This is a genomic window from Thalassospira sp. A40-3 (genome assembly GCF_015871485.1).
GTDB classification, from domain to species: Bacteria; Pseudomonadota; Alphaproteobacteria; order Rhodospirillales; family Thalassospiraceae; genus Thalassospira; species Thalassospira tepidiphila.
The window spans coordinates 4,259,218-4,282,465 of record NZ_CP065428.1; the positions used below are offsets into that span (position 1 = coordinate 4,259,218).

Annotated in this window: 20 protein-coding genes; 4 read left to right on the forward strand and 16 right to left on the reverse strand. The window is 56.0% G+C overall.

The genetic code is table 11. The features are described 5' to 3' along the window. Nucleotides 1–38 precede the first annotated feature (38 nt). The 3 genes from IT893_RS19725 to IT893_RS19735 are packed head-to-tail and all read right to left on the reverse strand — an operon-like array spanning nucleotide 39 to nucleotide 3,048. A complete protein-coding gene (locus IT893_RS19725; protein WP_008888883.1) occupies nucleotides 39–863 on the reverse strand; it encodes an ABC transporter ATP-binding protein in 825 nt (274 codons plus the stop codon). Continuing rightward, nucleotides 857–1,918 carry an iron ABC transporter permease gene (locus tag IT893_RS19730; RefSeq protein ID WP_008888884.1) on the reverse strand — a complete coding sequence of 354 codons (1,062 nt, stop codon included), beginning with the start codon at nucleotides 1,916–1,918 and terminating at the stop codon, nucleotides 857–859. The genes IT893_RS19725 and IT893_RS19730 overlap by 7 nt, the downstream gene beginning before the upstream one ends. Then, complete coding sequence (locus tag IT893_RS19735) at nucleotides 1,918–3,048, reverse strand: ABC transporter substrate-binding protein (RefSeq protein ID WP_008888885.1); 1,131 nt, start codon at nucleotides 3,046–3,048, stop codon at nucleotides 1,918–1,920. Before IT893_RS19735 ends, IT893_RS19730 begins: the two co-directional genes overlap by 1 nt. Nucleotides 3,049–3,224: 176 nt before the next feature. On the opposite strand from IT893_RS19735, the gene IT893_RS19740 reads away from it, so the two are divergent. Then, nucleotides 3,225–4,019: a class I SAM-dependent methyltransferase gene (locus tag IT893_RS19740; RefSeq protein ID WP_197146383.1), complete on the forward strand. Its 795-nt coding sequence runs from the start codon at nucleotides 3,225–3,227 to the stop codon at nucleotides 4,017–4,019. 20 nt (nucleotides 4,020–4,039) lie between these two features. Here the strand turns inward: IT893_RS19740 and IT893_RS19745 are convergent, their stop codons facing one another. From IT893_RS19745 to IT893_RS19755, 3 genes are all read right to left on the reverse strand, one after another. Next, nucleotides 4,040–4,501 (reverse strand): OsmC family protein, encoded by a 462-nt coding sequence (locus IT893_RS19745; protein ID WP_197146384.1) that lies wholly within the window; start codon nucleotides 4,499–4,501, stop codon nucleotides 4,040–4,042. Nucleotides 4,502–4,519: 18 nt separating this feature from the next. Then, on the reverse strand, nucleotides 4,520–5,128 hold the full coding sequence (locus IT893_RS19750; RefSeq protein WP_252724014.1) for a GntR family transcriptional regulator: 609 nt from the start codon (nucleotides 5,126–5,128) through the stop codon (nucleotides 4,520–4,522). 65 nt (nucleotides 5,129–5,193) lie between these two features. Beyond that, nucleotides 5,194–7,545, reverse strand: coding sequence for an alpha/beta fold hydrolase (locus IT893_RS19755; protein WP_197146386.1), 2,352 nt, complete (start codon nucleotides 7,543–7,545; stop codon nucleotides 5,194–5,196). A gap of 367 nt (nucleotides 7,546–7,912) precedes the next feature. Between IT893_RS19755 and IT893_RS19760 the strand changes: the two genes are divergently transcribed. Together IT893_RS19760 and IT893_RS19765 are read left to right on the forward strand one after the other, a co-directional pair. Beyond that, the gene (locus IT893_RS19760; RefSeq protein WP_252724015.1) at nucleotides 7,913–9,163 is read left to right on the forward strand and encodes an MFS transporter; all 1,251 of its coding nucleotides are present in this window, start codon (nucleotides 7,913–7,915) and stop codon (nucleotides 9,161–9,163) included. A gap of 60 nt (nucleotides 9,164–9,223) precedes the next feature. After that, the gene (locus tag IT893_RS19765) at nucleotides 9,224–9,793 is read left to right on the forward strand and encodes a CHAP domain-containing protein (RefSeq protein WP_063086066.1); all 570 of its coding nucleotides are present in this window, start codon (nucleotides 9,224–9,226) and stop codon (nucleotides 9,791–9,793) included. 563 nt (nucleotides 9,794–10,356) lie between these two features. On the opposite strand, the gene IT893_RS19770 is transcribed toward IT893_RS19765, so the two are convergent. Continuing rightward, a complete protein-coding gene (locus IT893_RS19770; RefSeq protein WP_197146388.1) occupies nucleotides 10,357–11,010 on the reverse strand; it encodes a GntR family transcriptional regulator in 654 nt (217 codons plus the stop codon). 128 nt (nucleotides 11,011–11,138) lie between these two features. Here IT893_RS19770 and IT893_RS19775 point away from each other — a divergent pair, with 128 nt between their 5' ends. Further along, nucleotides 11,139–13,625 carry a plasma-membrane proton-efflux P-type ATPase gene (locus tag IT893_RS19775; protein ID WP_252724016.1) on the forward strand — a complete coding sequence of 829 codons (2,487 nt, stop codon included), beginning with the start codon at nucleotides 11,139–11,141 and terminating at the stop codon, nucleotides 13,623–13,625. A gap of 72 nt (nucleotides 13,626–13,697) precedes the next feature. On the opposite strand, the gene IT893_RS19780 is transcribed toward IT893_RS19775, so the two are convergent. The 9 genes from IT893_RS19780 to IT893_RS19820 form a co-directional block, all read right to left on the reverse strand. Beyond that, nucleotides 13,698–14,447, reverse strand: a complete 750-nt coding sequence (locus IT893_RS19780) for a proteasome-type protease (RefSeq protein WP_008888894.1) — start codon at nucleotides 14,445–14,447, stop codon at nucleotides 13,698–13,700. A gap of 15 nt (nucleotides 14,448–14,462) precedes the next feature. After that, nucleotides 14,463–15,281 (reverse strand): transglutaminase family protein, encoded by an 819-nt coding sequence (locus IT893_RS19785; protein ID WP_063086062.1) that lies wholly within the window; start codon nucleotides 15,279–15,281, stop codon nucleotides 14,463–14,465. 1 nt (nucleotide 15,282) lies between these two features. Continuing rightward, nucleotides 15,283–16,230 carry an alpha-E domain-containing protein gene (locus IT893_RS19790; protein WP_197146389.1) on the reverse strand — a complete coding sequence of 316 codons (948 nt, stop codon included), beginning with the start codon at nucleotides 16,228–16,230 and terminating at the stop codon, nucleotides 15,283–15,285. Between the two features lie 17 nt (nucleotides 16,231–16,247). Next, nucleotides 16,248–17,651 (reverse strand): circularly permuted type 2 ATP-grasp protein, encoded by a 1,404-nt coding sequence (locus IT893_RS19795; RefSeq protein ID WP_197146390.1) that lies wholly within the window; start codon nucleotides 17,649–17,651, stop codon nucleotides 16,248–16,250. A 174-nt stretch (nucleotides 17,652–17,825) separates the two neighbouring features. Further along, nucleotides 17,826–18,587: a precorrin-4 C(11)-methyltransferase gene (gene cobM / locus IT893_RS19800; protein ID WP_197146391.1), complete on the reverse strand. Its 762-nt coding sequence runs from the start codon at nucleotides 18,585–18,587 to the stop codon at nucleotides 17,826–17,828. Further along, entirely contained in the window at nucleotides 18,587–20,551 is a 1,965-nt protein-coding gene (cobJ, locus tag IT893_RS19805; RefSeq protein ID WP_336231821.1) for a precorrin-3B C(17)-methyltransferase, read from the reverse strand. Before cobJ ends, cobM begins: the two co-directional genes overlap by 1 nt. Next, nucleotides 20,548–21,285 (reverse strand): precorrin-2 C(20)-methyltransferase, encoded by a 738-nt coding sequence (gene cobI / locus IT893_RS19810; RefSeq protein WP_197146393.1) that lies wholly within the window; start codon nucleotides 21,283–21,285, stop codon nucleotides 20,548–20,550. Before cobI ends, cobJ begins: the two co-directional genes overlap by 4 nt. Further along, entirely contained in the window at nucleotides 21,282–22,535 is a 1,254-nt protein-coding gene (cbiE, locus tag IT893_RS19815) for a precorrin-6y C5,15-methyltransferase (decarboxylating) subunit CbiE (RefSeq protein ID WP_197146394.1), read from the reverse strand. Before cbiE ends, cobI begins: the two co-directional genes overlap by 4 nt. Then, entirely contained in the window at nucleotides 22,532–23,215 is a 684-nt protein-coding gene (locus IT893_RS19820) for a precorrin-8X methylmutase (protein ID WP_197146395.1), read from the reverse strand. Before IT893_RS19820 ends, cbiE begins: the two co-directional genes overlap by 4 nt. Between the last annotated feature and the right edge of the window lie 33 nt (nucleotides 23,216–23,248).

The following is a 23,248-nucleotide window of genomic DNA, read 5'->3' on the forward strand; positions in this document are numbered from 1 at the left end:
AATGCAAAGTTTTTAATCACAAGGAAAGGCGCGCCTTTCTATTGTGCAGCTTGTGCGACCTCCGTCAGGGTCTTGCGGGCCGTGGCCGTATTGTGCCGACTGTTGGTTTCATCACTCGGGCCGCGCAGGACGATATGCGGATGGCCAAGCGAATTGAGTTCGACATGCCCATCGACCTGATAGACATCGCGCAGAAGGTCACTGTCGATGACATCAGAACACGGACCGAACGCGACCATTTTGCCATTGCGAATGGCCATGGCCTGATCACAATATTGCAGGGCGTGGTTGAGGTCGTGAATGGCGATCAGGACGATGATGTTCTGGCCCTTGGCGACATCACGCATAAAGGACAGGACTTCCATCTGGCGATGCAGATCAAGTGCTGATGTCGGTTCATCCATCAAAAGGATTTTCGGATCACGCACCAGGGTCTGGGCAATCGCGACCAGCTGGCGTTGCCCGCCGCTGAGTTCGCCCAAGTTACGCGCCGCGAGATCGCCAATACGAAGGGCGGCCAGAATATCGTCAATCCGTGCCAGTTCATCTGCCCGCACGCGCAGGCTTGATCCCTGCTTGGCGGCCAGAATGATCGATTCATAGACCGACAGCACCGCGGTTGAGCCGGTATCCTGGGGCATATAACAAATCGTATTGCGTTCCTTGCGGTGTGATCCGAGGTCAACAATACCATCGCCCTTTGCAAGGCCGGCCACCCGGCGAAACAGGCTGGATTTGCCGGCCGCATTCGGACCGATCACGGCAGTGACAGTGCCTGGCTGAATTGTTGGGGTGGTAACGTCAGATACCACCTGCACCTTGCCATAACGGGTTCCGATATTTTCGAGACGCAGCGTTACCATGATTTCCTCCGACTTGCGAAAATCAGCGAGAAGAAGAAGGGTACACCGACAAGGGCGGTAATCACCCCGATGGGCAGGATGGCGCCCGGGATCAGCAGCTTTGACAACACGGACGTTGCCGACAGGATCAGGGCACCACACAGGATCGATGCCGGCAGGAAGAAGCGCTGATCTTCACCCACCAGCATGCGGGCAATATGTGGCCCGACAAGGCCGATGAAGCCGATGGTGCCGACAAAGGAAACCGGAATGGCGGCCAGAAGGCTGACAATCAGCATGGTGCGCAGACGAAGCCCCTGCACATTCACCCCAAAGCTTTCCGCCTTGGCATCACCCAGACGAAGGGCGGTCAGTGCCCATGCCTGACGGGCAAACAGCGGAATGGCGATAACGACCGCGATGGCGGTGACCGCCACCTTGGTCCAGGTTGCCTTGACCAGTGACCCCATCGTCCAGAACACAACGGCCGCAAGGGCCTGTTCACTTGCCAGATACTGCAAAAGGGCCAGAAGCGCATTGAAGGTAAAGACCAGTGCAATGCCAAGCAACACGATGGTTTCAACCGTCACGCCACGCATGCGGCTGAAGAAATGAATGATCAGGGCGGTGCCCATCGCCATGATGAAGGCGTTGAGCGGAATGATGAATTCGACAAAGGCCGGCAGAAGTGCGACCCCCAGCACAAGCGCCAGCGCCGCGCCAAACCCGGCGGCGGCCGAAATGCCCAACGTAAACGGGCTTGCCAGCGGGTTGGCAAGGATGGTCTGCATTTGTGCGCCAGCGGTCGACAGCGCCGCGCCCACGGTCAGCGCCATGAGGGCGACCGGCATGCGGATATCCCAGATCACCACGCGTAACTGATCAGTCGCCGACGAAGGATCAAGCAGGGTGGCGATCACGTCTGATAACGGATAGTTCGCCGGGCCCGTTGCCAGATCGATGGCAAATGAAAGAAACAATGCGCCCGCCATTGCAAGCAGGAGCATGAAACGACGCAGGGAGCGTGCCTTGTAATGCACGCTCCCGGCTTCGATACTGAGTTGGTTGGTCGTCATTAGTTTGTGGCTGTATCGCTGATCGAGATGAAGTAGCCCGGCTGGTAATCCAGCGGCAGGAAGCGTTCGTGCAGTTCCTTGAAGGTTGCTTCCGGATCGATATCGGCAAACAGGTCCGGGTGGAACCATTTTGCCATCTGTTCGATCACCACGAACTGGTACGGGCTGTTATAGAACTGGTGCCAGACAGCATGAATTTCGCCGTTCTCGACCGCCTTGATGCCGGTGAAGGCCGGGCGTTCCATCAAGCCAACCAGTTTGCGGCGTGCTTCAACCATATCGGCATCCGGGCCAAGACCGACCCATGCGCCACCCGGGGAATAGGCTTCCCAGCTGGCACCGGTGCCAACGAACTGATCGGGGTTGGAGGCCACAACCTGTTCCGGGTTGATCGTGCCAAAGGTGCCCGGAATGATGGATGCTGCGATGTTCACGCCGCCAGCCATTTCGACCATGGTGCCGAAGTTCTCGTTGCCAAACGACATGCAGCATTCATCGGAATAACCCGCAGCACGTTCAATGAAGACTTGCGGTTTTTCCGGATTTGCCTTGGCAATGCGATCGGTCACGTTCTTGATGCTGTCAGAACGGAATTTGATGAATTCGGCCGCACGATCTTCCTTGCCGGTCAGTTGGCCAAGGATCTTCATGCTGGTATCGGTGTTTTTCATCGGCGCTTCGCGGAAGTCGATATAGACCAGCGGAATGCCAACAGCAGCCAGTTTTTCGTCAAAACCGCCGTCTTCGGTCGCAGCCTTGGCTTCAAGGTTCATGATCACGACGTCCGGATTGACCGAGATGGCCTGTTCGATGTCAAACGTGCCGTCTTTAATACCGCCAAAGGTCGGAATGTCGTCAATGCGCGGGTATTTCGCAGCATAGATGTCGTAGGTCTGCGGATCAGCCTTTTTAAGGTCATCGCGCCAGCCGACAACGCGCTGGAACGGGTCTTCACTGTCGAGTGTCGCCAGACCATAGATCAGGCGACCTTCGCCCAGAATGACCTTCTGAACTGGTACTTCGACTGTAACTTCACGTCCGGTAACGTCGGTCACCGTGACCGATTCTGCTGCCTGTGCGGTGCCCGTGACCAGCATGGTCAGAGCAGCAAATACACCCAAAAATTTCATTCCCGTTCCCTCAGATTAGGATTGCCTGTCGAGCGATTTATCAGTTATTGAGAATGAAAATCAATCTTTTTCGCAATGATAATGCAAATCATTTGTTTTTATGATTGCGCAATTATCGTTGTGAGATTAACTAGCCCGCAGAAATCCGGGTATTCCGCCAAGAGAGCATCAAGACCATGAACCAGGCCAGCAACTTCAACCTGCGCGAAGAGATCAAGGAATATTGGTCAATGCGTGCAGCCACATTTGACGAGCAGCCCGGCCACGAGATTTTCTCAGAAGCCGAACGCAGTGCGTGGCATACCTTGTTTGAACGTCATTTCGGCAAGGGCGACGGGCGCAAGGCGCTTGATCTGGCAAGCGGCACCGGGGTTATCAGCCATCTGATGCATGATCTTGGATTTAACGTGACCGGCATGGACTGGTCGGAGGCGATGCTTGAAAAGGCGCGCGCCAAATCAAGGCAACGCGGATCAAAAATCACGTTCCTGCTGGGCGATGCCGAGAATACCCTTGAAGCAGACAACAGCTATGACGTGATCGTCACCCGTCATCTGGTCTGGACGCTGGTTGATCCGGCAGCATCCTTTGCCGAATGGTTCCGGGTTCTTAAACCCGGTGGGAAGCTTCTGGTGGTTGATGGTGACTTTGTCTCCCCGACCTGGGCGACGAAATTCAACAAGGCAATGGCAGGCTTTCTTGAAAGTCTGGGTCTGCGCAAACCGGTCGAGGCGATCCCGCAGATGCAGACCCATCAAGATATTCTGGCCCGCGTGCATTTTTCAAACGGGGCGCGGGCAGATGCTGTTGAGGCCATGCTGCGCCAAACCGGGTTCGATCCGATTGCGGTGGATTTCGATCTGAAACGCATTCACAGCGCGCAGAAAAAACACATCAGCTTCGCCAAGGGCCTGGAGCGCGGCGCACAGCATCGCTATGCCATCTGCGCGCAAAAACCGTTGGAAGCCTAGGCTGCTAAAAAAATTGGGTTTTACCGGACCGGCTCGGTCACGACTTCGGTTTTGACCGAATTGGCCAAAAAACAAGCTTCGTGGGCGCGGTGATGCAGCTCATCCTCAAGCGCAACATCAGGGGCAGTGCCACCATAGGTGACCTTTGGCTTTAGGGTGACCTTTGTGATCATGGTCTTGCCATAGACCGTTTCCATGATGCCGGTGGCGTCATCGACATAGGCGTCAATCAAAAGCCCCGCATCGGATGCGAAATGCAGGAAAAACAGCATGTGGCAGCTTGAAAGGGCTGCAACAAAGGCTTCTTCCGGGTCGACATTTTCTGCCAACGAATACGGCAGGGGTACCACATGCGGGGATGAGGATGCCGGGACTTCGACCCCGCCATCAAAGCGCCAGACATGACCACGCGAATATCGGCGATCGGTGAAAACTTCGCTTTCCTTGCGCTTCCAGATCACTTCTGCGCCAAAACTGCTCATGGTGGGGCTCCTTGAACTTCAGGACTGATCAATCGGGATCAGTGTTCCGGCGGTGACGCCGATATGGGTGGTCAAAACCTTGCGCGCGGTCGCAATGTCCCCGGCCTCAAGCGCGGCGAGGATCTTTTGATGTTCTTCATAGAACGCGCTTCGCGGTCGTGACCCCTTGGGCTGCAGGGCGTAGGCACGTTTGGCCTCTCCACGAAATCCATCGATCATCGACAGCAGCCTTTGATTGCCGCATGCGCCGTACAGGGTTGTATGGAATTCCTGATCAAGCGCTGCCAGCATGTCGCGATCTTCTTCTTCAAACAGATCTTCGTTCAGGCGACGCGCCTTACGCAGTGCTGATGGGCTGAGGTTAGGTGCAGACAGCTCAAGTGCGCTGACCTCAAGCGAAATGCGAATCTGACAAAGCTCCTGCACGTCTTTGCTGCGCAGTCCAGTGACGGCAAGACTTCTATCCGGGCGTTTTTCGAGCAAACCGGATTCGTGAAGCCGTTCCAGGGCGTGGCGAATCGGCTGGCGACTTACGCCAAAGCGCGCGGCGAGATTTTCCTGCTTAAGCACCGTGCCGGGGGGCAAGCTACCAGCTTCGATCTCTTCGCGAAGTGCCGTTGTGATCAAGTTTGTATCCATGGATCCAAACTATGATACGTCAGATTTTTCGTCAAGAAAAACAGAGCGCAGTATCACTCTGCGGGGATGGCTTCTGTATGAGCGTCCTGCAGGTCGCAGTGGCTTTGCACAAAGGCGATAATCCGGTCATGTGCGCCGTCGATGTCTTCGTTAACAATGCCGTGACGATCGGATTTCAGCATCTGGACGTTAATGTCGCTGGCATTGGTTGCCAGACGCCGGATCATGGTTGCGCTGGCCGGATCGACGACCTTGTCGCCATCACCCTGCAGGATCAGGGTTGGGCAATCGAGATCCGGCAGGCGCCGCTGCATCTCGGCCACGGTCTGGCGCAACTGATGCAATCCGCCGATCGGAATGTTGCGATAATTGATTTCGGGATGCTCAGATTCGTTGGGCCGGAAACTGAGCAGTTCCTGCGCGGATGGCATCCATCCCATCAGTTTGTTCGCACCATAAAGCAGTGGCACAAACATCAGATTGCGGTTACGGAATTTAAGCGGCGTTCCGGCAAGGACAAGTGCCCGCAGTTTTTCAGGATGATCAGCGGCATGAATGGCCGACAGGGCGCCTCCGGTTGAAAATCCGACAATGATCACCTGATCGCAAAACGGGGCCAGGATTTCATAGCCACGGCGCACGGATGCCAGCCAATCGGTCCATTTGCGTTTTTGCAACTCATGGGGTGATGTGCCGTGCCCGGCAAGACGAACCCCCATCACCGCATGACCCATGGCAGCAAATTTTTCGCCCAGTTCGCGAAGCTCCGCCGGGGATGCCAAAAAGCCATGCACAAGCAATACGCCACAGGCAAACTGCTTTTGTCCGTTGGGCAGCAGCAAATAGGGGCGGCTGTCAGCCGTTGCGGTTTCCTGGGCGTTGATTGCGTCATATTTCGGTTTCTGGAACTTGGTGTGGTTCCACTGCCAAGCCAGAATTTCATCATCAAAACGGCGATGGGCGATGTCGGTGGGGCTTAGGTGGTCGACCTCGATCCGCGCGCGTTCAAGGGCCTGCCAAGCGGCATGGATCGGGGCCATTTCGTTGGCATAGACCATGATCGGGTTGTCCATGCGGATCTGATCAAACGTCGCCTCGGCCTGTAATTTTGGCAGGAAGCAATATTTCTGATCGCGACGTTCAATCAGGCCAAGCTGAACCGCACTATCGATAAAGAAGCGGATTTGCGGACAATTGAGCTCAAAGATACCGACATAGTCGGCGGGATTGCGCATGCCGCGATGCAAATGGACGTTTTCGGCCTGCTGGATATTCTTGATCGCCAGATAAAGTGTTCTGTCAAAGTGGCTTATATCAACTTCGGTTACGCCATCCTCAAGCCACATCATGATCAGGCGCGATGCCAGGTGGCTGACATTGATCGTCAGATTGGAATACATCACCGACATGCAATGATCGCGCAGCGGCTTGATATGTCGGGTGATGGCAAATTGCGGGACGCGTTCGGTGATCTTTTCAAGGGTCTTGGCCGGCTTGAACAGATCATCAATGCAGGTGGCCTGCTCAACCCGCTTGGCAAGCAGCCTGCGGTCCAGCCAATTAAACTGATCGCGCGGATTGACCGGATCGCCCAACCGGATGTCCATATCGGTCTTCTTGAACATCAGGTTGCCTTCGATGATCATTTCCTCGGCCATTTTGGGGCTGAGACCGCCGGTAAACATGTCAGCTGCGCGTGCCAGAAGGTTCTGATCAACGCGCAGCGGATGGAAGGTAATGTTGGCCGGAAACATCAAGGTTGGCTTGGCAAGGCTTGTGCTCAGGTCATCTTCACTGCGTTCCAGAAGGTCGGCCCAACGGCTGAGTTCGTCGGTTTTGCCCCGATCAATCAGGGTTGATAGGCCGATCTTGAAGCCATCAATGCAAAGCCCAAGCAAGGCCGCACCGGTATGGTGGGCGCGTCTGGTATCTGCCGATCTGGAATAGACGCTGTAATCAGGGCGTTTGGGGTGTGGCCGTATGTCGGTCAGAACCCGGCGATCCTTGACCATGCCGCCCTCGGGAAAGACAACGACCTTGCCACCACGCAGGACTTCCTCGGCCAGAAACGGCAACAGGCGTTCATAGTTATTGGGAACCCCGCCAAGCGCCCGGAGATAGCGTGAAAAGGTATTGTCCTGGACAAAAAACTCGCCCGATGCGATCGACCGGCAATAGACCCCGGTTTCGAGCGCGATCAGGTATTGCGGGATAAAGGTTTCAAACCGGGCGAAGTGATTGAACATGAAAATGTCGCCCTGCGACAAATGGTCGCGCGGCCCGTGCATCTTGATGTTGATATCGATATTGGCCCGCAAAGCGGTCATCGCGCGAAGGGTCCATTCGCAGGTCTTCGGATTGATGGCGAACTTTTCACGTTCGATATCGCGGAATGTCTGAACCATGCGTGGAAATATCCCGGCCGGAGGTCTAACCCAGTATAAGGCGTTGGTTTCTTGGACGATTCTATCAGTTTTTTATAACGTGTCGGTTAAGATAGATATGTGTTGCAATCCCCGGTTTTAGAAGGCGTGCAATCTTCGATTTGTCACGAATTGGTGTCAGAACGGCACGTCTTTCGTATAATGAAACATCGGCGTGCTAGTCTGCCCGCTGGTTTCCATCAAATCCGGGCCGGTCATATCCTCTGCCACCCATATGATGACCGCAACCCCGGTTTGTGATCGCCCACCCATGATTGGAGGCCTTGTGCCCGTTCCCGACCCTGCCCCAGATCCATCCAAAGGCTCGGACCAAAACAATCCTGATTCTGTGCTCACCTCTGATCAGGATGGCGGACAAAGATCGATTTTTTCCGATCGGAATTTTGTGCTGTTTCTTGTCGGGCAATGCATCACGACACAAGGATTGTGGATTCAGAAAATCGCCATGTCGTGGCTGGCATGGTCTTTGACCGGATCGGCCTTCTGGACCGGGGTGATTGCCGCGCTTAATTTTGCCCCGGCGTTTTTCCTTGGGCCTATTTTCGGCGTGATGGCCGATCGGGTCGATTTACGGCGTACGGCCATGCTGCTTAATCTTGGGCAGGCGGCGGTATCCTTTCTTTTGATGGGATTGTCCTATGCCGACATGATGACGTTACCGTGGATGGTCGCACTTGCCGGATCGATGGGGATTCTTGGCAGTGCGATGACGCCGATCCGGTTGTCGCTGGTGCCGGTGATTGTACCGCGTGCCTTCATGAACCGCGCGGTCGCCTATGCGGCGATGAATTTCAATATCTCTCGTCTGGTCGGACCTGCGGTTGGTGGGGTGGTGATTGCCACCTGGGGCACAGGGGCGGCCTTTATGATCAACGCGATCAGTTATCTTCCGATGGTGTTTGTCATTTCGGTGGTGACCATTCACATGGAACGCGCGCCCGATGCCAAAAGCCGTCGTATCTGGACATCGCTTGTCGATGGGGCAAATTATGCGCTCAATCATCCGATGATCCGATCGGTCCTTGCGCTGTCCTGCTTTGTCTCGCTGGTCGGGACCGGCATGGTTGAACTGATGCCGGTCTTTGCCGAGGCGGTTTATGACCGCGGGGTTACGGGACTTGGCATGCTGGCATCGAGTGCGGGAATTGGGGCGGTGACATCGACCTTTATCCTGTCGCGGATTTCATCAGATGCCATTGCCTATCAAAGGGTCACGATTATTGGTGCGTTTGCCGCCGCGATTGGCATGACTGGCCTTGGTTTTGCGCCGTGGTACGAGCTTGCTGTGCCGTTGGTCGCCCTGACGGGGGGCGGTCTGACCCTTGTCGGGGTGGGATCACAAACGGCCTTGCAGCTGACGGTTGATAATCGCCTGCGGGGTCGGGTGATGAGTTTCTGGAGTGCGACCAGCTTTGGTGGCATGGCGCTGGGCGGGACGCTTCTTGGCGCGATTTCAGAGGCCGGTGACATTCAGTATACGGCGCGTGGTTCTGGCGTTTTGATCCTGTGTGCGGCCTGTGTCGGGCTTTGGCGGCTTTATCGCATCGGGGCGCTGGCGCGTTCGGGTGCATTGCGGTAAAGGATTGTTAAGGCCTGCCGACCTATGGTGGCTCATTGTGAGAGGATCGGGGATTTCCAGATGCGTTTGCTTGGTATTGTCGGACTGTGTTTGTTGCTTTCGGCGTGTTTTAGCACTGGTAATTCGGCACCACGTGCGTCCGGCCCGATGCCAAGTGACACGGTTCAGACCCTTGCCAGCGTCAATCTGCCGTCCTCACGCCTGAACAGTTTCGCCCCGACCAACAAGTTCCTGCAATGCGTGCCCTATGCCCGCGAAGTATCGGGTATCGAGATTTATGGAGATGCCTGGACATGGTGGGCGCAGGCTGGGCAGAAAAATTTCCAGCGCGGTAACCGCCCGCAAATCGGTGCCGTTCTTGCGCTTCGCAAGACATCGCGCCTGAAACTGGGCCACGTAGCGGTGGTTTCAGCCATACTTGATAGCCGCAAGATCCTTGTAAACCATGCCAATTGGGGCAGCGATTCGCGTACCCGCGGCAAGGTGCATTATCGCCAGCCGGTTGTTGATGTATCCCCCAACAATGACTGGTCCGAAGTGCGGATGATGAACACGCTTGGCACATTCGGCAGCATGTATCCAGCCCACGGCTTCATCTATCAGCCGCGCGAGACTGCAGAGGCGAACTAAGCCACTGCGCTGCTGGCGCCCCGCTGGCCAAAAACCCGCCCGACATCACGAAAGAAAAGTGGCGAAGCCCCCACGGATAGAGAGCTTCGCCAATTAAACCCGTGCGGGCGGCACGGGTTCGGGGGTTGAACCCGACAAGGCTTGCCGAAAACGCCTTTCTGGCAGAGCAGGATCACGGTGCGATGTGATTTCGAGCATCCGTTTCGATACTGATCACCCGGCACGACAGGTAATCACTGATCCCCTATGGCACGCCTTGAATTAAAATTATCTATAAAACGACGTTTTCTATGATAATTACGCCGGGATCGAGTGCTGAAATCAACTGCAAAATCGAAGGAAAGGGGTGATTCTTCGCTGAATTCACTGCATTCCACTCTAAATTATTGATTTTAAATTATAAATATTATCTATGAAATCGCACCGTAAGTACGATAGGGATGGCTGAGACGCGCATTTTCTGTGCGTGTCGTCCTGAATCGGCGCTTTTCGTGCGTCGTTCCTTCCCTTTGGGGTCGAAAACCGGGCATACATGGCGAACATATGATTTCGGGGAAGTGTCGTCAGGCAGTGGTTTGCGGGCGTGCTGCTTTGCCGGATTTATTGCCGATCCATTTCACATGCCGGGCAAGGGTGGCGGCGGCAACATCAATCTGATTGCTTCTGAGCGCGGCAAGGATCGCGCGGTGGTCCTGATCGGTCGGGGCTTCCCATTCCATGCGAAAGCCCGAAAATAAAAATCGCGCACTGGCGGCATGCAGATCATCAATCGTCGCAAGCAACCGAGGCATGCCACAAGGTTCCAGGATGACACGGTGAAACGCCCTGTTGGCCTGTTCCCAGCCTTGGACATCAGTGGCATTTTCGCCTGCGCGATTATGGGCCTCTGCCACATCAAGAATTTCAGGTGTCAAATGCGGGGCAGCTTGGCGAAGTGCCAGAACTTCGAGGGACGCCCGCATCTCAGCAACTTCGCGTACCTCGGCAACATCAAAGCTGGCAACTCGAACACCACGCCGTGGTTCGCTGACCGCAAGGCCTTGTGCCTCCAGCCGACGAAACGCCTCGCGCACCGGAACGTGACTTGCGCCGAATTCCTCGGCGAAGTGGTCCTGGCGCAGTTTCATGCCCGGTGCGAATTCGCCCGAAATAATCCGTTCGGCCAGCGCCCGGGTAATGCGGCCCGCGACCGTGGTGTCTGTGGTGCTCTTTGTCATGTTTTATAGATAATTTGTGACAACTGATTTGTCGACCTGATTGATGTGCAACAATGTTGTGCGGTGCAATATACTCTAGAAGTATTGGAGTTTCCGGTATCGCTAATTGTGGCTCGGAGGGCACCATCATGATGGAACAGACGGCCAAGCGTGATTTTCCCGAAATTGACCGCTCATTGCTTCGCACAGATCCAAACACTGGACTTGGAACAGACGAAGCAAGGCGTCGCACCGAACAGTTCGGTGAAAACCGCCTTCGCGATGATCAAACCAGCGCGCTTAAAAAGCTTCTGTCGTTCTTTTGGGGGCCGATCCCGTGGATGATCGAAGTTGCCGCCATCCTTTCGGCTGTTGTGCAGCATTGGTCGGACTTTGCGATCATCATCGTGATGCTGTTGCTCAATGCCGGGGTCGGGTTCTGGCAAGAATTCAAGGCAGACAACGCCATTGCTGCGCTCAAACAGCGCCTTGCGCCGGATGCACGCGTGTTGCGCGATGGTGCTTGGTCGGATCTTCCGGCCCGTGAACTGGTGCCGGGTGACATTATCCGCATCAAGCTTGGCGATATCATTCCCGCCGATACCAAACTGTTGGCGGGCGACTATTTGCGTGTCGATCAGTCTGCCCTGACCGGTGAGTCGCTAGCGATTGATAAGAAAATCGGGGATGAGGTCTATTCCGGCGCCATTGCCCGGCAGGGGCAGATGACCGCAATGGTCACCGCGACAGGCATGGCGACCTATCTTGGCCGGACGGCAAGTCTGGTCAAAGGTGCTGGCAAACAATCGCATTTTCAGCGCGCGGTTCTGCGCATTGGCAACTTCCTGATCCTGATCACGTTGGGCCTGATTGCGTTGATCATGACGGTTGCCTTGCATCGTGGTGATCCGTTGATGGAAACCTTGCTGTTTGCCTTGATCCTGGCGGTGGCGGCAATTCCGGTGGCCTTGCCAGCTGTTCTTTCGGTGACACTGGCGGTCGGGGCCGAAAAACTGGCGCGGATGAAGGCGATTGTATCGCGCCTTGTCTCGATCGAGGAACTGGCCGGGATGGATATCCTGTGTTCTGACAAGACCGGGACATTGACGCAAAACCATTTAACCGTCGGAACCCCGGTCCTGATTGATGCCAAGGATGAAAGCGATCTGATCCGCACCGCCGCACTGGCATCAGAGGCCGATAGCCACGACCCGATTGATAGTGCGGTTTTTGCCATCCTTGGCAATCGCGCAAAGCTTGATGGCTATGACATCACCAGTTTCCGGCAGTTTGATCCGGTACGCAAACGGGCCGAGGCGGAGGTTACGCAGCATGGCCAGACCATCATGGTTGCCAAGGGGGCGCCGCAGGCGGTTCTGGCTTTGCTGTGTGAGGATGAGATATCGGATATCGAAAGTGTCGCCGCTTATCGTGCGGTGATGGATGCGATCAAAACCATGGCAGAGCACGGTTACCGTGCGCTTGGTGTCGCGCGCACCGATAAAGACGGCAATTGGCAGTTTCTGGGGTTGCTGCCGCTGTTTGATCCACCGCGTGAGGACGCGGCATCAACCATTGCGGAACTGCGCCACAAGGGTGTTGATATCCGCATGATCACCGGCGATCACGAGGCGATTGGCCGCGAAGTCGCCGGCCAGCTTGGATTGGGGCAAAACATCCTGCCCGCAGATGCCGTGTTTGATCGCAACAATCAGGCACTTGATCAGGTAATGATCGAGCAGGCAGATGGCTTTGCCCGCGTCTTTCCTGAACATAAATACGCGATTGTCCGCCAGTTTCAGGACCGCGGCCATATTGTCGGCATGACCGGTGACGGGGTGAATGATGCCCCTGCCCTGAAACAGGCCGATATTGGTATTGCTGTTTCAAATGCCACCGATGCGGCGCGGGCGGCGGCCGACCTTGTTCTGACCGCGCCGGGCATTTCGGTGATTACCAGCGCGATTGAAGAATCGCGGCGTATTTTCGAACGTATGGGCAGTTACGCCACTTTCCGGATTTCCGAGACGATCCGGGTTTTGTTGTTCATGACGATTTCAATTCTGGTGTTTGATTTCTACCCGGTCACGGCGGTGATGATCGTGTTGCTGGCGTTGCTTAATGATTTCCCGATCATGATGATTGCCTACGACAATGCCGAGGTTGCCGAACACCCGGTGCGATGGAACATGGGTAATACGCTCACCATGGCATCCCTTTTGGGTGCTACCGGGGTGACATCATCCTTTGCCTTGCTTTGGGTGTCGGAAACGTTGCTGCACTTGCCGCCGGAAGAAGTCCAGACACTGGTGTTCCTCAAGCTTCTGGTGGCGGGGCATCTGACGATTTATCTTACCCGGCACAAAGGATTCTTCTGGCAAAAACCCTATCCTAGCATGAAGCTGTTTCTCGCAACCGAGGTCACCCAGATCATTGGCACGCTGGCGGCTGTCTATGGCTGGTTTGTGCCACCGATTGGCTGGTACCATGCGCTGGTGGTTTGGGGATATGCGCTGTGCTGGTTTGTGGTGGCGGGCTGTATCAAGGTTTGGGTCTATCGGCTTCTGACCCATCGCCATCACAGTCATCACAGCCATCTGGCCCGGGTTGAAGGATCGCTTCATCGCCACCGATAAGATCGGCACATCCACAAACAAAAAGCCGGACCATTTGTTGGGTCCGGCTTTGGGTATTCGTGGTTATCGTGCCTATTCTGCGGCGATATCGCAATGTTCGTCGGGCATGTCGGCAAAGGCATCGCGAAGCGCGTTCGACCAGGCGTCAGACAGTGCGCGGAAGCCCCTGTCCTCGGCCTCGATCCGACGGATCTCAGAAAATTTGCAAGCGTCATCAGGCAAAACAGCCAGATCAAGTGGCATACCGACCGACAGGTTGGAGCGAAGCGTCGAATCCATCGACAGCAATACCGCTTTGACCCCGTCCTGAATTGGTGTGTCGGGCGTGATCACCCGATCAAGGATCGGTTTGCCGTATTTGTGTTCGCCGATCTGAAGGTAAGGCGTATCGGATGTGGCTTCGATGAAATTACCCGCGGCATAGACCAGAAACAGGCGTTGATCACCGCCCTTACGCTGTCCGCCAATCATGATCGACGCAGCGCTGCTTTCATGATGCTGTTCAAGGGTGTCATGGTATTTCAGCTGCACTTTCTGCATGGCTTCGCCAACCAGTTCGGCGACGCGGAACATGCTTGGTGCGCTCAGGATGCAGTTACCCGGCTCGGTTTCGGGATCGTCGATGGCCTCGTGCAAGGTGCTCATCACCGCCTGGGTAATGGCAAGGTTGCCGGCTGAAAGTGCGACAATCGCGCGTTCCCCGGGGACTTCCCAGGTGAACATCTTGCGATAACGTGAAATGTTATCAAGGCCCGCATTGGTCCGCGTGTCCGAAAGGAAAACCAGCCCTTCGTTCAGCATCAACCCGACACAGTAGGTCATCTTTTTGTAGTCCGACTATTGTTGTGACTGCGCAATGACGACTGTTACATCCAAATCTTCGTTTCCGCCACCAGTATGTACGCCCCGGATCGGGGTGGCGACCTGACCATCAAGTCCTGATCCAAGCCGGATATAACTATCCGTCGGGCAGCACTTGTTGGCCGGATCAAACCCGACCCAGCCGAACTCTGGCAGATGTAACTCCGCCCATGCATGGGATGCCTCATGCGGTTTGCCTTCATGATCGGCAAACAGATATCCCGATACATAGCGGGCCGGAATGCCAAGATGGCGTGCCGCCGAGATCAGCACATGGGCATGATCCTGGCAAACACCCTTGCCATCAGCAATCGCATCGGCAGCCGTTGTGTGCACATGGGTTGTACCCGGCGCATATTCAATGGCATCGGCGACCGCCGCGGCAAGACCGTGCGCAAGTTCCAACACCGTACCGTCCTTGGTTTTCTTTGCGACCTTGTCGGCAAGCTTGCGAATGGCGGCACTGGATTTGGTCATGGGCGTCGTGCGCAGGAATACGGCCGGAAAGGCGCGTTCCTTGTGGCCGCGCAAAACGCCTGCGGTATCAGTGGTTTCGACCTCACCGGTGACGACGATTTCAATCGCCTCGACCGGGCCGTTTGATGTCAGGGTGCTGATGATATCGCCATTGCCATCGGTAAATTCTGCACCGATGTTGCAGCCTTCGGCTGTGATCGACCATCTCAGGATCTTTTGGCCTTCGAACTCAGCGGGCGTCAGTTTGAGGCTCTGCACCGCGTGATAGGCCGGATACTCATAGCGGTAATGGGTCTTGTGTTCGACGGTCAAGCGCATCTTACTGTCCCCCAAAATGATATGCGTCAGCAATGGCAAGCGACAGGATACGGTTGCGTCCCTGGAAGTCGGTCAGGAATTCGTGCAACCCGCCTGAAAAAATCTCGTCCATGTCACTTTGCGTCAGCAAGGAATACATCTCGACCGCCTGGCGATGAACGCTGTGGCGTTGACCATAATGGCGGGCAAGCCTTTCAAGATGCTGGGTAATCTGTTCGGAACAGTGGGCAAGCGATCGCGGACTGAACGGATTAAGGATCAGGAAGTGCGCGATGCGATGTGGTGAATAATCATCACGATAGACCCAGTGGAATGCGCGGAGCGAAGATGCTGCACGCAAAACCGTTGTCCATTGATAGTTATCGACACCATCGCCGACCATGCTGGTTTCCGGCAGAAGGACATAATATTTGACGTCCAGAAGTCGTGCGGTGTTGTCTGCGCGTTCGATAAAGGTGCCCAGACGGATGAAGTCATAACCGTCATTGCGCAAGATGGTGGAATCGGTGGCCCCGCGGAACAGCGCGCCCTGCTTTTTGACCCAGTCAATGAATTCCGGCAGTTCGTTCTTCGCCATATTGTGCATCGACGGGCGCCGCAGTTCCATCAGCGCATTATTGAGCGCCTCCCACATTTCTGCGGTAATGGCTGTACGCATGGCGCGTGCATTGGCGCGCGCATACTCAAAGCAATTGATGATCGATGAGTGGTTGTCGCGGTTAAAGATCAGGAAATTGGCGACCTCTTCCTGGCGCAACGGCGCATCGGGATCATATCCCGCGGCACATCCGGATGCAGAAAGGACAGACTCCCATTCCGACCGGTTGCCGCTTGCAGCAGCCGGCATCAGGGCCATGCGATAGCCCATTTCCATCAGGCGGGCCATGTTTTCGGCCCGTTCGACATATCTCGACAACCAGAAAAGGTTTTCGGCGGTACGACTAAGCATCTCTCAACCCTTTCCTTTTAATCGCTCATGATCCAGGTGTCCTTGACCCCGCCGCCCTGCGACGAGTTCACGACAAGTGAGCCTTCACGCAGCGCCACACGAGTCAACCCGCCCGGTGTCAGGCGCACGTCATCGCCAACAAGACAGAAGGGCCGGAAATCGACATGACGCGGCGCAACGCCGCTTTCAACGAAGGTCGGGCAGGCTGAAAGCGACAGGGTCGGTTGGGCGATGAAATCACCGGGATCGGCTTCGATCCGTTTGGCGTAGGCGGCCTGTTCTTCCTTGGTTGATGCCGGCCCGACCAGCATGCCATAGCCACCTGACCCGTGGACTTCCTTGACCACCAGTTCGCCCAGATGCTCGAGGACGTATTTCAGATCATCCGGCTTGCCGCATTTCCAGGTCGGAACGTTATTAAGGATCGGTTCCTGACCCAGATAGAAGCGGATCATGTCAGGCACATAGGTATAAACCGCCTTGTCATCGGCCACCCCGGCACCCGGGGCCGAGCAGATGGCAACACCGCCTGAGCGATACACATTCATTAGCCCGGGAATGCCCAGAACCGAGTCCGGTCTGAAGCACAGCGGATCGATATAGGCGTCATCAATGCGGCGATAAATCACATCCACCTGTGCTGGTCCGCGTGTGGTGCGCATAAAGACCCGGTCTTGGTGAACAAACAGGTCCTGACCTTCGACCAGTTCGACACCCATCTGATCGGCAAGGAAGGAATGTTCATAATAGGCACTGTTCATCGCACCCGGCGTCAGGACGACGATATTGGGGTCGCGGTCGCATTTGCGCGGTGCGATGCTTTTTAGCGTTTTCAGCAACATGTCCGGATAGCTTTCGACCGGCTCAATCCGAAGGCTTTTGAACAGATCGGGGAACATGCGCATCATGATTTCGCGGTTCTCAAGCATGTAGGACACGCCAGATGGCGTGCGGCAGTTGTCTTCGAGAACATAAAAATCGTCAGGACCGGTGCGCACGATATCGACACCCACAATGTGGCTATAGACATTGCGCGGCGGATCAATGCCGATTACGGCCGGTTCGAACGCATCGTTGCGAAACACCAGATCGGCCGGGACGATACCCGCCTTGATGATTTCAGCATTATGGTAAACGTCATAGAGAAACGCGTTCAGCGCCCGGGCACGCTGTTTGACGCCACGATCAAGCTTGCGCCATTCCTGCGATGTGAAGATACGGGGAATCAGATCAAAGGGAATAAGCCGCTCGGGATCTCCGCCCTCGCCGTAAACAGCAAATGTAATGCCGATCTTGCGGAACAGCGTTTCAGCTTCAAGGCGCTTTTGTTCGAGAACCTCGGGGCCGCTTGCTTCCATCCAGTCAACCAAGGCGCGATAAGGTTCGCGAATTTGGTCGTCAACACTCATCTCGTTGAACATGCATTCTCCCCTTTATTTCCCTTTGATTAAAGGGTGCCGGACAGGGGGCGGTCAAGGATGTTCACAGTTGAAATGACATATTTTTCAGCAAATTGCTGTTCTGCCGAAAAAATAAACTTGCTGATCAGAGGGTTTGTACAAAAAACGGGCGGACACGAAGTCCGCCCGATCAGATCATGCTTTTGCCGGGCGCAGAACGTGCGTGTGATCGGCGGCATAAAGTCTAGAGTCGGTAAAATCTTTCCGACCGAAAACCTCACCCACCATGATCAGCGCCGTGCGCGTGATACCACTGCCTTTGACCTTGGCCCGGATATCGCCAAGGGTGCCAAAAATGAATTGCTGGTCGGGCCAGGTCACGCGATAGGCAATCACAACCGGGCAGTCTTCGCCGTAATGCGGGGTCAGATCACGCACCACGTTGGCCAGATTGTTGATCGACAGATGCACGGCCAGCGTCGCACGCGACTTGCCAAGTTCAGCAAGGCTCTCGCCGTCCGGCATGCTGGACGACCGCATGGCGGTTCGGGTCAGGATCACGGTCTGCGAAATATCGGGCAGGGTCAATTCCGCGCCAATTTCAGCAGCCGTCGCTGCGTAGGCCGAAACGCCCGGCGTGATGTCATAGGGAATCTCAAGATCATCAAGACGGCGGATCTGTTCGGCAATCGCGCCATAAATTGACGGATCACCGGAATGCACGCGGGCAACATCCTGTCCCTTGGCGTGGGCGGCTTCGATCTCGGCCATGATTTCATCAAGGTTCATCGGGGCGGTATCTACTACATGCGCGCCTTCCGGGGCCGCAGTCACGATTTCTTCGGGCACCAGCGATCCGGCATAAAGGCAGACCGGGCATTTTTCGATCAGGCGCAGGCCGCGCACAGTGATCAGGTCCGGGGCGCCAGGACCGGCGCCAATGAAATGAACAGTCATTATTCTGCCCCGCCTTTCTTGGAAGTGTCGTTTTTGGAAGTGTCAGTGCTGCTGTGAAAAGATGTGCTTAGAACTGGGGCCTTTGCCGCATCCGGGCCCTTTTTGGCGTAGCCGCGCGGGGTATAGACCCATTCGTTCTCGCCGCGGGTGATGTGGCGGCTATTGCTTGATCCGACCAGAACCGTGGTCAGCATATCAACCATGTCGACTTCTAGTTTCGAAAGTGGAACGACTGTGATTTCCTCATCCGGGCGGCCAAGCTGACGGCCCAGAACCACCGGGGTGTTTTCATTGCGGTGTTCAAGCAGGATATCACGCGCCTTGGCCAGAAGATCGCGGCGGCGTTTGGAAACCGGGTTATAGAACGCAATCACGAAATCGCCTTCGGCTGCTGATTTCAGACGGCGCAGGATGTCTTCGCGCGGTGTCAAAAGGTCAGAAAGCGAAATCGCACAGAAATCATGACCAAGTGGCGCGCCAATGCGTGATGCCGCCGCCTGAAGCGCGGAAATACCGGGTGATACCTGAACCGCGACCCGGTTCCAGTCCGCACGATCTTCACGATCCAACAGCTCAAACACCAGCGTTGCCAGCGCATAGATGCCGGCATCCCCCGACCCGATCAGGGCAACGTCCTTACCGGTCGCGGCCAGTTCAAGCGCGTGGCGCGCACGGGCTTCTTCGGCGCCAAGATCGGAATGATGGCAATCCTTGCCGTCAATCAGCGGGCCAAGCAGATCAAGATACATCTGATAGCCGACGATATCGGTTGCGCGACCGATCAGGGCGGTTGCCTCGGGGCTGCGCCAGCCGATCTGGCCCGGACCGATGCCAACAATCGAAAGCCTGCCCTGCGCAGTGCCGACTTTCTCGGGGATGATGTCATCCTGTGAAAGGGCGACGGCACAGGTGGATTTTTTGGTTTTGTGTTTGGGAACAATCAGCTTGCCGTTCGGACCGACCGTGGCCAGTGCTGCACCCTCGGCGACACCATGGCAGCCGGTCTCGGCAAATACGACGTCTGATGGTGTTACCAGACGGTCTGCCTCGGCCTCAAGGGTTTGGGCATCAAAGAACCGGGCCGGAACGCCCAGACGTTTGGCAAGTTCGTGGACTGCGGCCTCATCGGCCTTCAGATCGATCGAGGCCACGCAGGCAATCGCCTTCGGGCTCAGGCACTGACCAGCCAGTGTTTCCATCACCAGATCATACAGATCATCGGCCGGGCAGCCGCGCTCACAGCCGACACCAAGTGCCAGGACCGGCGGGTGATAGGTGATCGCGGTTTCAGCGCCATCGCTGATCGTATCTTCATTGGCACCCTCGCGGGCGGTGGCGGTGATCAGGATGCTGCCATCTTCGGACTGGGCAATAGCACTATTGGTCAACCACGCAGCCGAGCCTGCCTCAACCTCAATCCGGGCAGAGGCACCAGCCAAAAGGGCCGCTGTGGCGGGTTTGACGGTTTCGGGCGTGCCAAGTGTCCAGCCAACTGGCGGCTCATCAAGCGCAAGGCCCAGCATCGCATCGCCCGGCGTGGTGATAGCGGCATTGCCACCAAGACGATCAGCCAGATCGCGCGCCAGTCGGTTCCCACCATGATGCCCGCCCAAAAGCGGGATGAAGTTATCACCGGCTTCGTCAACGGCAAGCACGGCGGCGTCCTGCCATTTACCCGCCAAAAGCGGTGCGAGTGCGCGGATCAGAATGCCTGACGCGCAGACACCAATGATGACATGATCGGATGAAAAGGTTTGTTGCAGATGCGCAATGGTATCATCAAAGGCGACATCAACATCCTTGACCGACACGCGTGTGCGCAGGCCATGCACCGATGCACCCTGCAGGCTGGATGCAATTTTACGTGCGGTCGGAAGGGCGCGCTGTGTCAGGCAGATGACCGCAATCGGGGCAATTGGTGCAGTCGGCAATGCGGTTTTATTCTGGGTGTTCTGGGCGGTCATCGCCATGCGTCTCCGCGACGGTGGATCAGGATCATGGAAAAATACGGTGCCTTGGCGTTGGCTGGCAAATTGCCCAGCGGGACCATTTTTTGGGTCTCAAGCGTCGCACGTTCGATATAGCGCGCCCGATCCGTCAGGCCGAGTTCGTTGATCACACCGCGAACCTTGGCGAAATGACGACCAAGCTTGATGATGGCGGCCGCATCGGTTTTGGCCAGCTGTTCGCGCAGGCGGTCGGCATCAAGCGGTCCCGGGATGACTTGCAACACGTCGTTTTTCGCGGCCAATGGTGCTCCAAGCTGGGCGGCGCAGGCCATCATTGAGCTGACACCGGGAACGGTTTTGACTGGGTGGCCTGCCTCGGCCAAACGGCCAAACAGATACATGAAGCTGCCATAAAAGAACGGGTCACCCTCGCACAGAACGGCAACGGTTTTGCCATCTGCCAGATGCTTGCCGATTTCGATGGCAGCCGCGTCATAGATCGGATCGGCCGGTTTGCCCATTTCAATGCGAATGGCGATTTCAATCCGACCTTCTGGGATGTGTGGATCAACGATCTGACGTGCCAGGCTGACGCCATCTTCAAGGGCGGGATAGGCGATCACATCGGCCTTTTGCAGGATGTTATAGGCCTTAAGCGTGATCAAGTCAGGCTCGCCCGGTCCAATGCCAAGGCCATAGGCCGTTCCGGCAACCGGAAGGCTATCGCTTGCGGGAAATTCCGCACTCATGCTTTTACTCCGAGGTAATGGGTGACCGGGGCAAGGTTGCTCCAGCCCTTGAAGCTGCCGCGCGGCACCAGTCGTGAAATCGACAGGCGCGACAAGCTGCCACCGTTTTTATTGTAAAACCGTAATAATTTTTCTTCGCCTTCAAGCGTCACCGTGTTGGCGACCAGCCGCCCGTGCGGCGGCAACAGATTCCAGCAGCTTTCAAGCAACCCATCAATCGTAATGCCCCCGCCGATGAAAATCGCATCGGGTTTAGGTAGGCGATCGGCGAAACTCAGTGCTTCTTCAATGGATTTCTGTTCAATCGCAAGGGTCGGGACGCCAAGTCGAATGGCATTCTTTTTGATCATCGCGCAGCGTTCGCCGTCGCGTTCAATCGCAACAGCCCGACCGCCCATGCGTTTCCATTCAATCGAAATCGACCCGCACCCGGCACCCAGATCCCACAAAACACCGCCGTCAAACGGCGCCAGGGATGACAGCGTCTGCGTGCGGATTTCCGATTTTGTGATCATGCCATCATGGATAAAGGCATCATCGGGCAGTCCCGGTCCCTTGGGCAGCGGTTTGGCGTTTGGCCCGGCTTCAAGATCGATCATGATCAGATTAAGCGGGTCGACCGATTTGATATCGGGCATCGAGGTGGCGGTGGATTGCCAGGTGCGCGCGGTTTGTGTGGTAATGCGCTCTTCGGGGCCGCCAAGCCGCTCGCAAACCGACATGCGGCTTTGATCAAAACCTGCCTCGCACAGCATGACGGCGACAAGGGCTGGGGTCGAGCCGTCTGCACTGAGTGCGATCAGTTTGCCATGCGGGCGCAAATGGGCGCGCAATGTTTCCGGATCACGGCCATGCAGTGTAATCACATCACACTCGGCCAGTGGCCAGCCAAGTCTCGATGCGGCCAGAGAAATGCTTGATGGCGCCGGGATTGCATATATTGGTTCGGGTCCGAAATATTTAATCAGCGTGTTGCCCACACCAAAATACATCGGATCACCGCTGGCCAGCACGACCGGGTTCTGATCAATGCAATCTTCGATCAGCGGCAGGTTGGCCTCAAACGGCGTAATCCATTTGTTCTGGGTTGCGGTGTTGGAACCGGGCAGCATGGCGATATGGCGTGTACCGCCAAAAATGATGCTGGCATTTTCAAGGATGCTGCGTGCGATTGGTGACAGGCCGTCATAACCATCTTCACCAATGCCAATGACCGTGATCCGTCCCTTGATCGGTGCCTGTTCGTTCATGATGCACCCCCGGATTTGCGGTCAAAGGTTCCATCAGGTGTCGTTTCGTCATCGCGCGCCAGACGCGCTAGGGCGTTGATCGTGGCGGCCGTTACCGCACTGCCGCCAAATCGACCGCGCAGCGTGACAAAGGGAATGCCATTGGCATGTTTAATCAGGGCATCCTTGCTTTCAGCCGCCCCGACAAAGCCGACTGGCATGCCGACAATGGCCGCTGGCTTATTCAATCGTCCGTCATGGATCGCTTCAAGCAAATGGAAAAGGGCGGTTGGCGCATTGCCGATGGCAATTATTGCGCCTTCGATATGATCGGCCCAGGCTTCAACCGCGGCGGCAGATCGTGTGGTTTCCATTCGGGCGGCAAGATCGTGGGTACTGCCATCATTGAGCGTGCAAAGAACCGGGTTCTGATTGGGCAGAAGCCGGGAAATGATGCCATGACGGACCATTTCCGCATCACACAGGATCGGTTTTCCGCGACTTAATGCCGCTGTGGCAGCATTCACCACATTACCGCCAAAGGCGATCTGATCGGCCATTTCGACCATGCCGCAGGCATGAATGATACGAATGGCAACCGGCCGCTCAGCGTCTGAAAAGCGCGCAAGGTTCGCCTCGGCCTCAATGGTGGCAAAGCTTTTGGCATAGATTTCCTGCGGGTCACGCAGATAGTCAAACATTGCCGCGCCTTTCAGAGGATGGGGGTCGACCGG

Bases quoted from the DNA above. Each gene is read 5' to 3' on its own strand.
- cobM (WP_197146391.1), bottom strand. From the start codon at position 18,587: ATGACTGTTCATTTCATTGGCGCCGGTCCTGGCGCCCCGGACCTGATC.
- IT893_RS19770 (WP_197146388.1), bottom strand. From the start codon at position 11,010: ATGACAAAGAGCACCACAGACACCACGGTCGCGGGCCGCATTACCCGG.
- IT893_RS19785 (WP_063086062.1), bottom strand. From the start codon at position 15,281: ATGCGCTTGACCGTCGAACACAAGACCCATTACCGCTATGAGTATCCG.
- cobJ (WP_336231821.1), bottom strand. From the start codon at position 20,551: ATGACCGCCCAGAACACCCAGAATAAAACCGCATTGCCGACTGCACCA.
- IT893_RS19820 (WP_197146395.1), bottom strand. From the start codon at position 23,215: ATGTTTGACTATCTGCGTGACCCGCAGGAAATCTATGCCAAAAGCTTT.
- cobI (WP_197146393.1), bottom strand. From the start codon at position 21,285: ATGAGTGCGGAATTTCCCGCAAGCGATAGCCTTCCGGTTGCCGGAACG.
- IT893_RS19780 (WP_008888894.1), bottom strand. From the start codon at position 14,447: ATGACCTACTGTGTCGGGTTGATGCTGAACGAAGGGCTGGTTTTCCTT.
- IT893_RS19740 (WP_197146383.1), top strand. From the start codon at position 3,225: ATGAACCAGGCCAGCAACTTCAACCTGCGCGAAGAGATCAAGGAATAT.
- IT893_RS19775 (WP_252724016.1), top strand. From the start codon at position 11,139: ATGATGGAACAGACGGCCAAGCGTGATTTTCCCGAAATTGACCGCTCA.
- IT893_RS19725 (WP_008888883.1), bottom strand. From the start codon at position 863: ATGGTAACGCTGCGTCTCGAAAATATCGGAACCCGTTATGGCAAGGTG.
- IT893_RS19730 (WP_008888884.1), bottom strand. From the start codon at position 1,918: ATGACGACCAACCAACTCAGTATCGAAGCCGGGAGCGTGCATTACAAG.
- IT893_RS19765 (WP_063086066.1), top strand. From the start codon at position 9,224: ATGCGTTTGCTTGGTATTGTCGGACTGTGTTTGTTGCTTTCGGCGTGT.
- cbiE (WP_197146394.1), bottom strand. From the start codon at position 22,535: ATGAACGAACAGGCACCGATCAAGGGACGGATCACGGTCATTGGCATT.
- IT893_RS19790 (WP_197146389.1), bottom strand. From the start codon at position 16,230: ATGCTTAGTCGTACCGCCGAAAACCTTTTCTGGTTGTCGAGATATGTC.
- IT893_RS19755 (WP_197146386.1), bottom strand. From the start codon at position 7,545: ATGGTTCAGACATTCCGCGATATCGAACGTGAAAAGTTCGCCATCAAT.
- IT893_RS19735 (WP_008888885.1), bottom strand. From the start codon at position 3,048: ATGAAATTTTTGGGTGTATTTGCTGCTCTGACCATGCTGGTCACGGGC.
- IT893_RS19745 (WP_197146384.1), bottom strand. From the start codon at position 4,501: ATGAGCAGTTTTGGCGCAGAAGTGATCTGGAAGCGCAAGGAAAGCGAA.
- IT893_RS19795 (WP_197146390.1), bottom strand. From the start codon at position 17,651: ATGTTCAACGAGATGAGTGTTGACGACCAAATTCGCGAACCTTATCGC.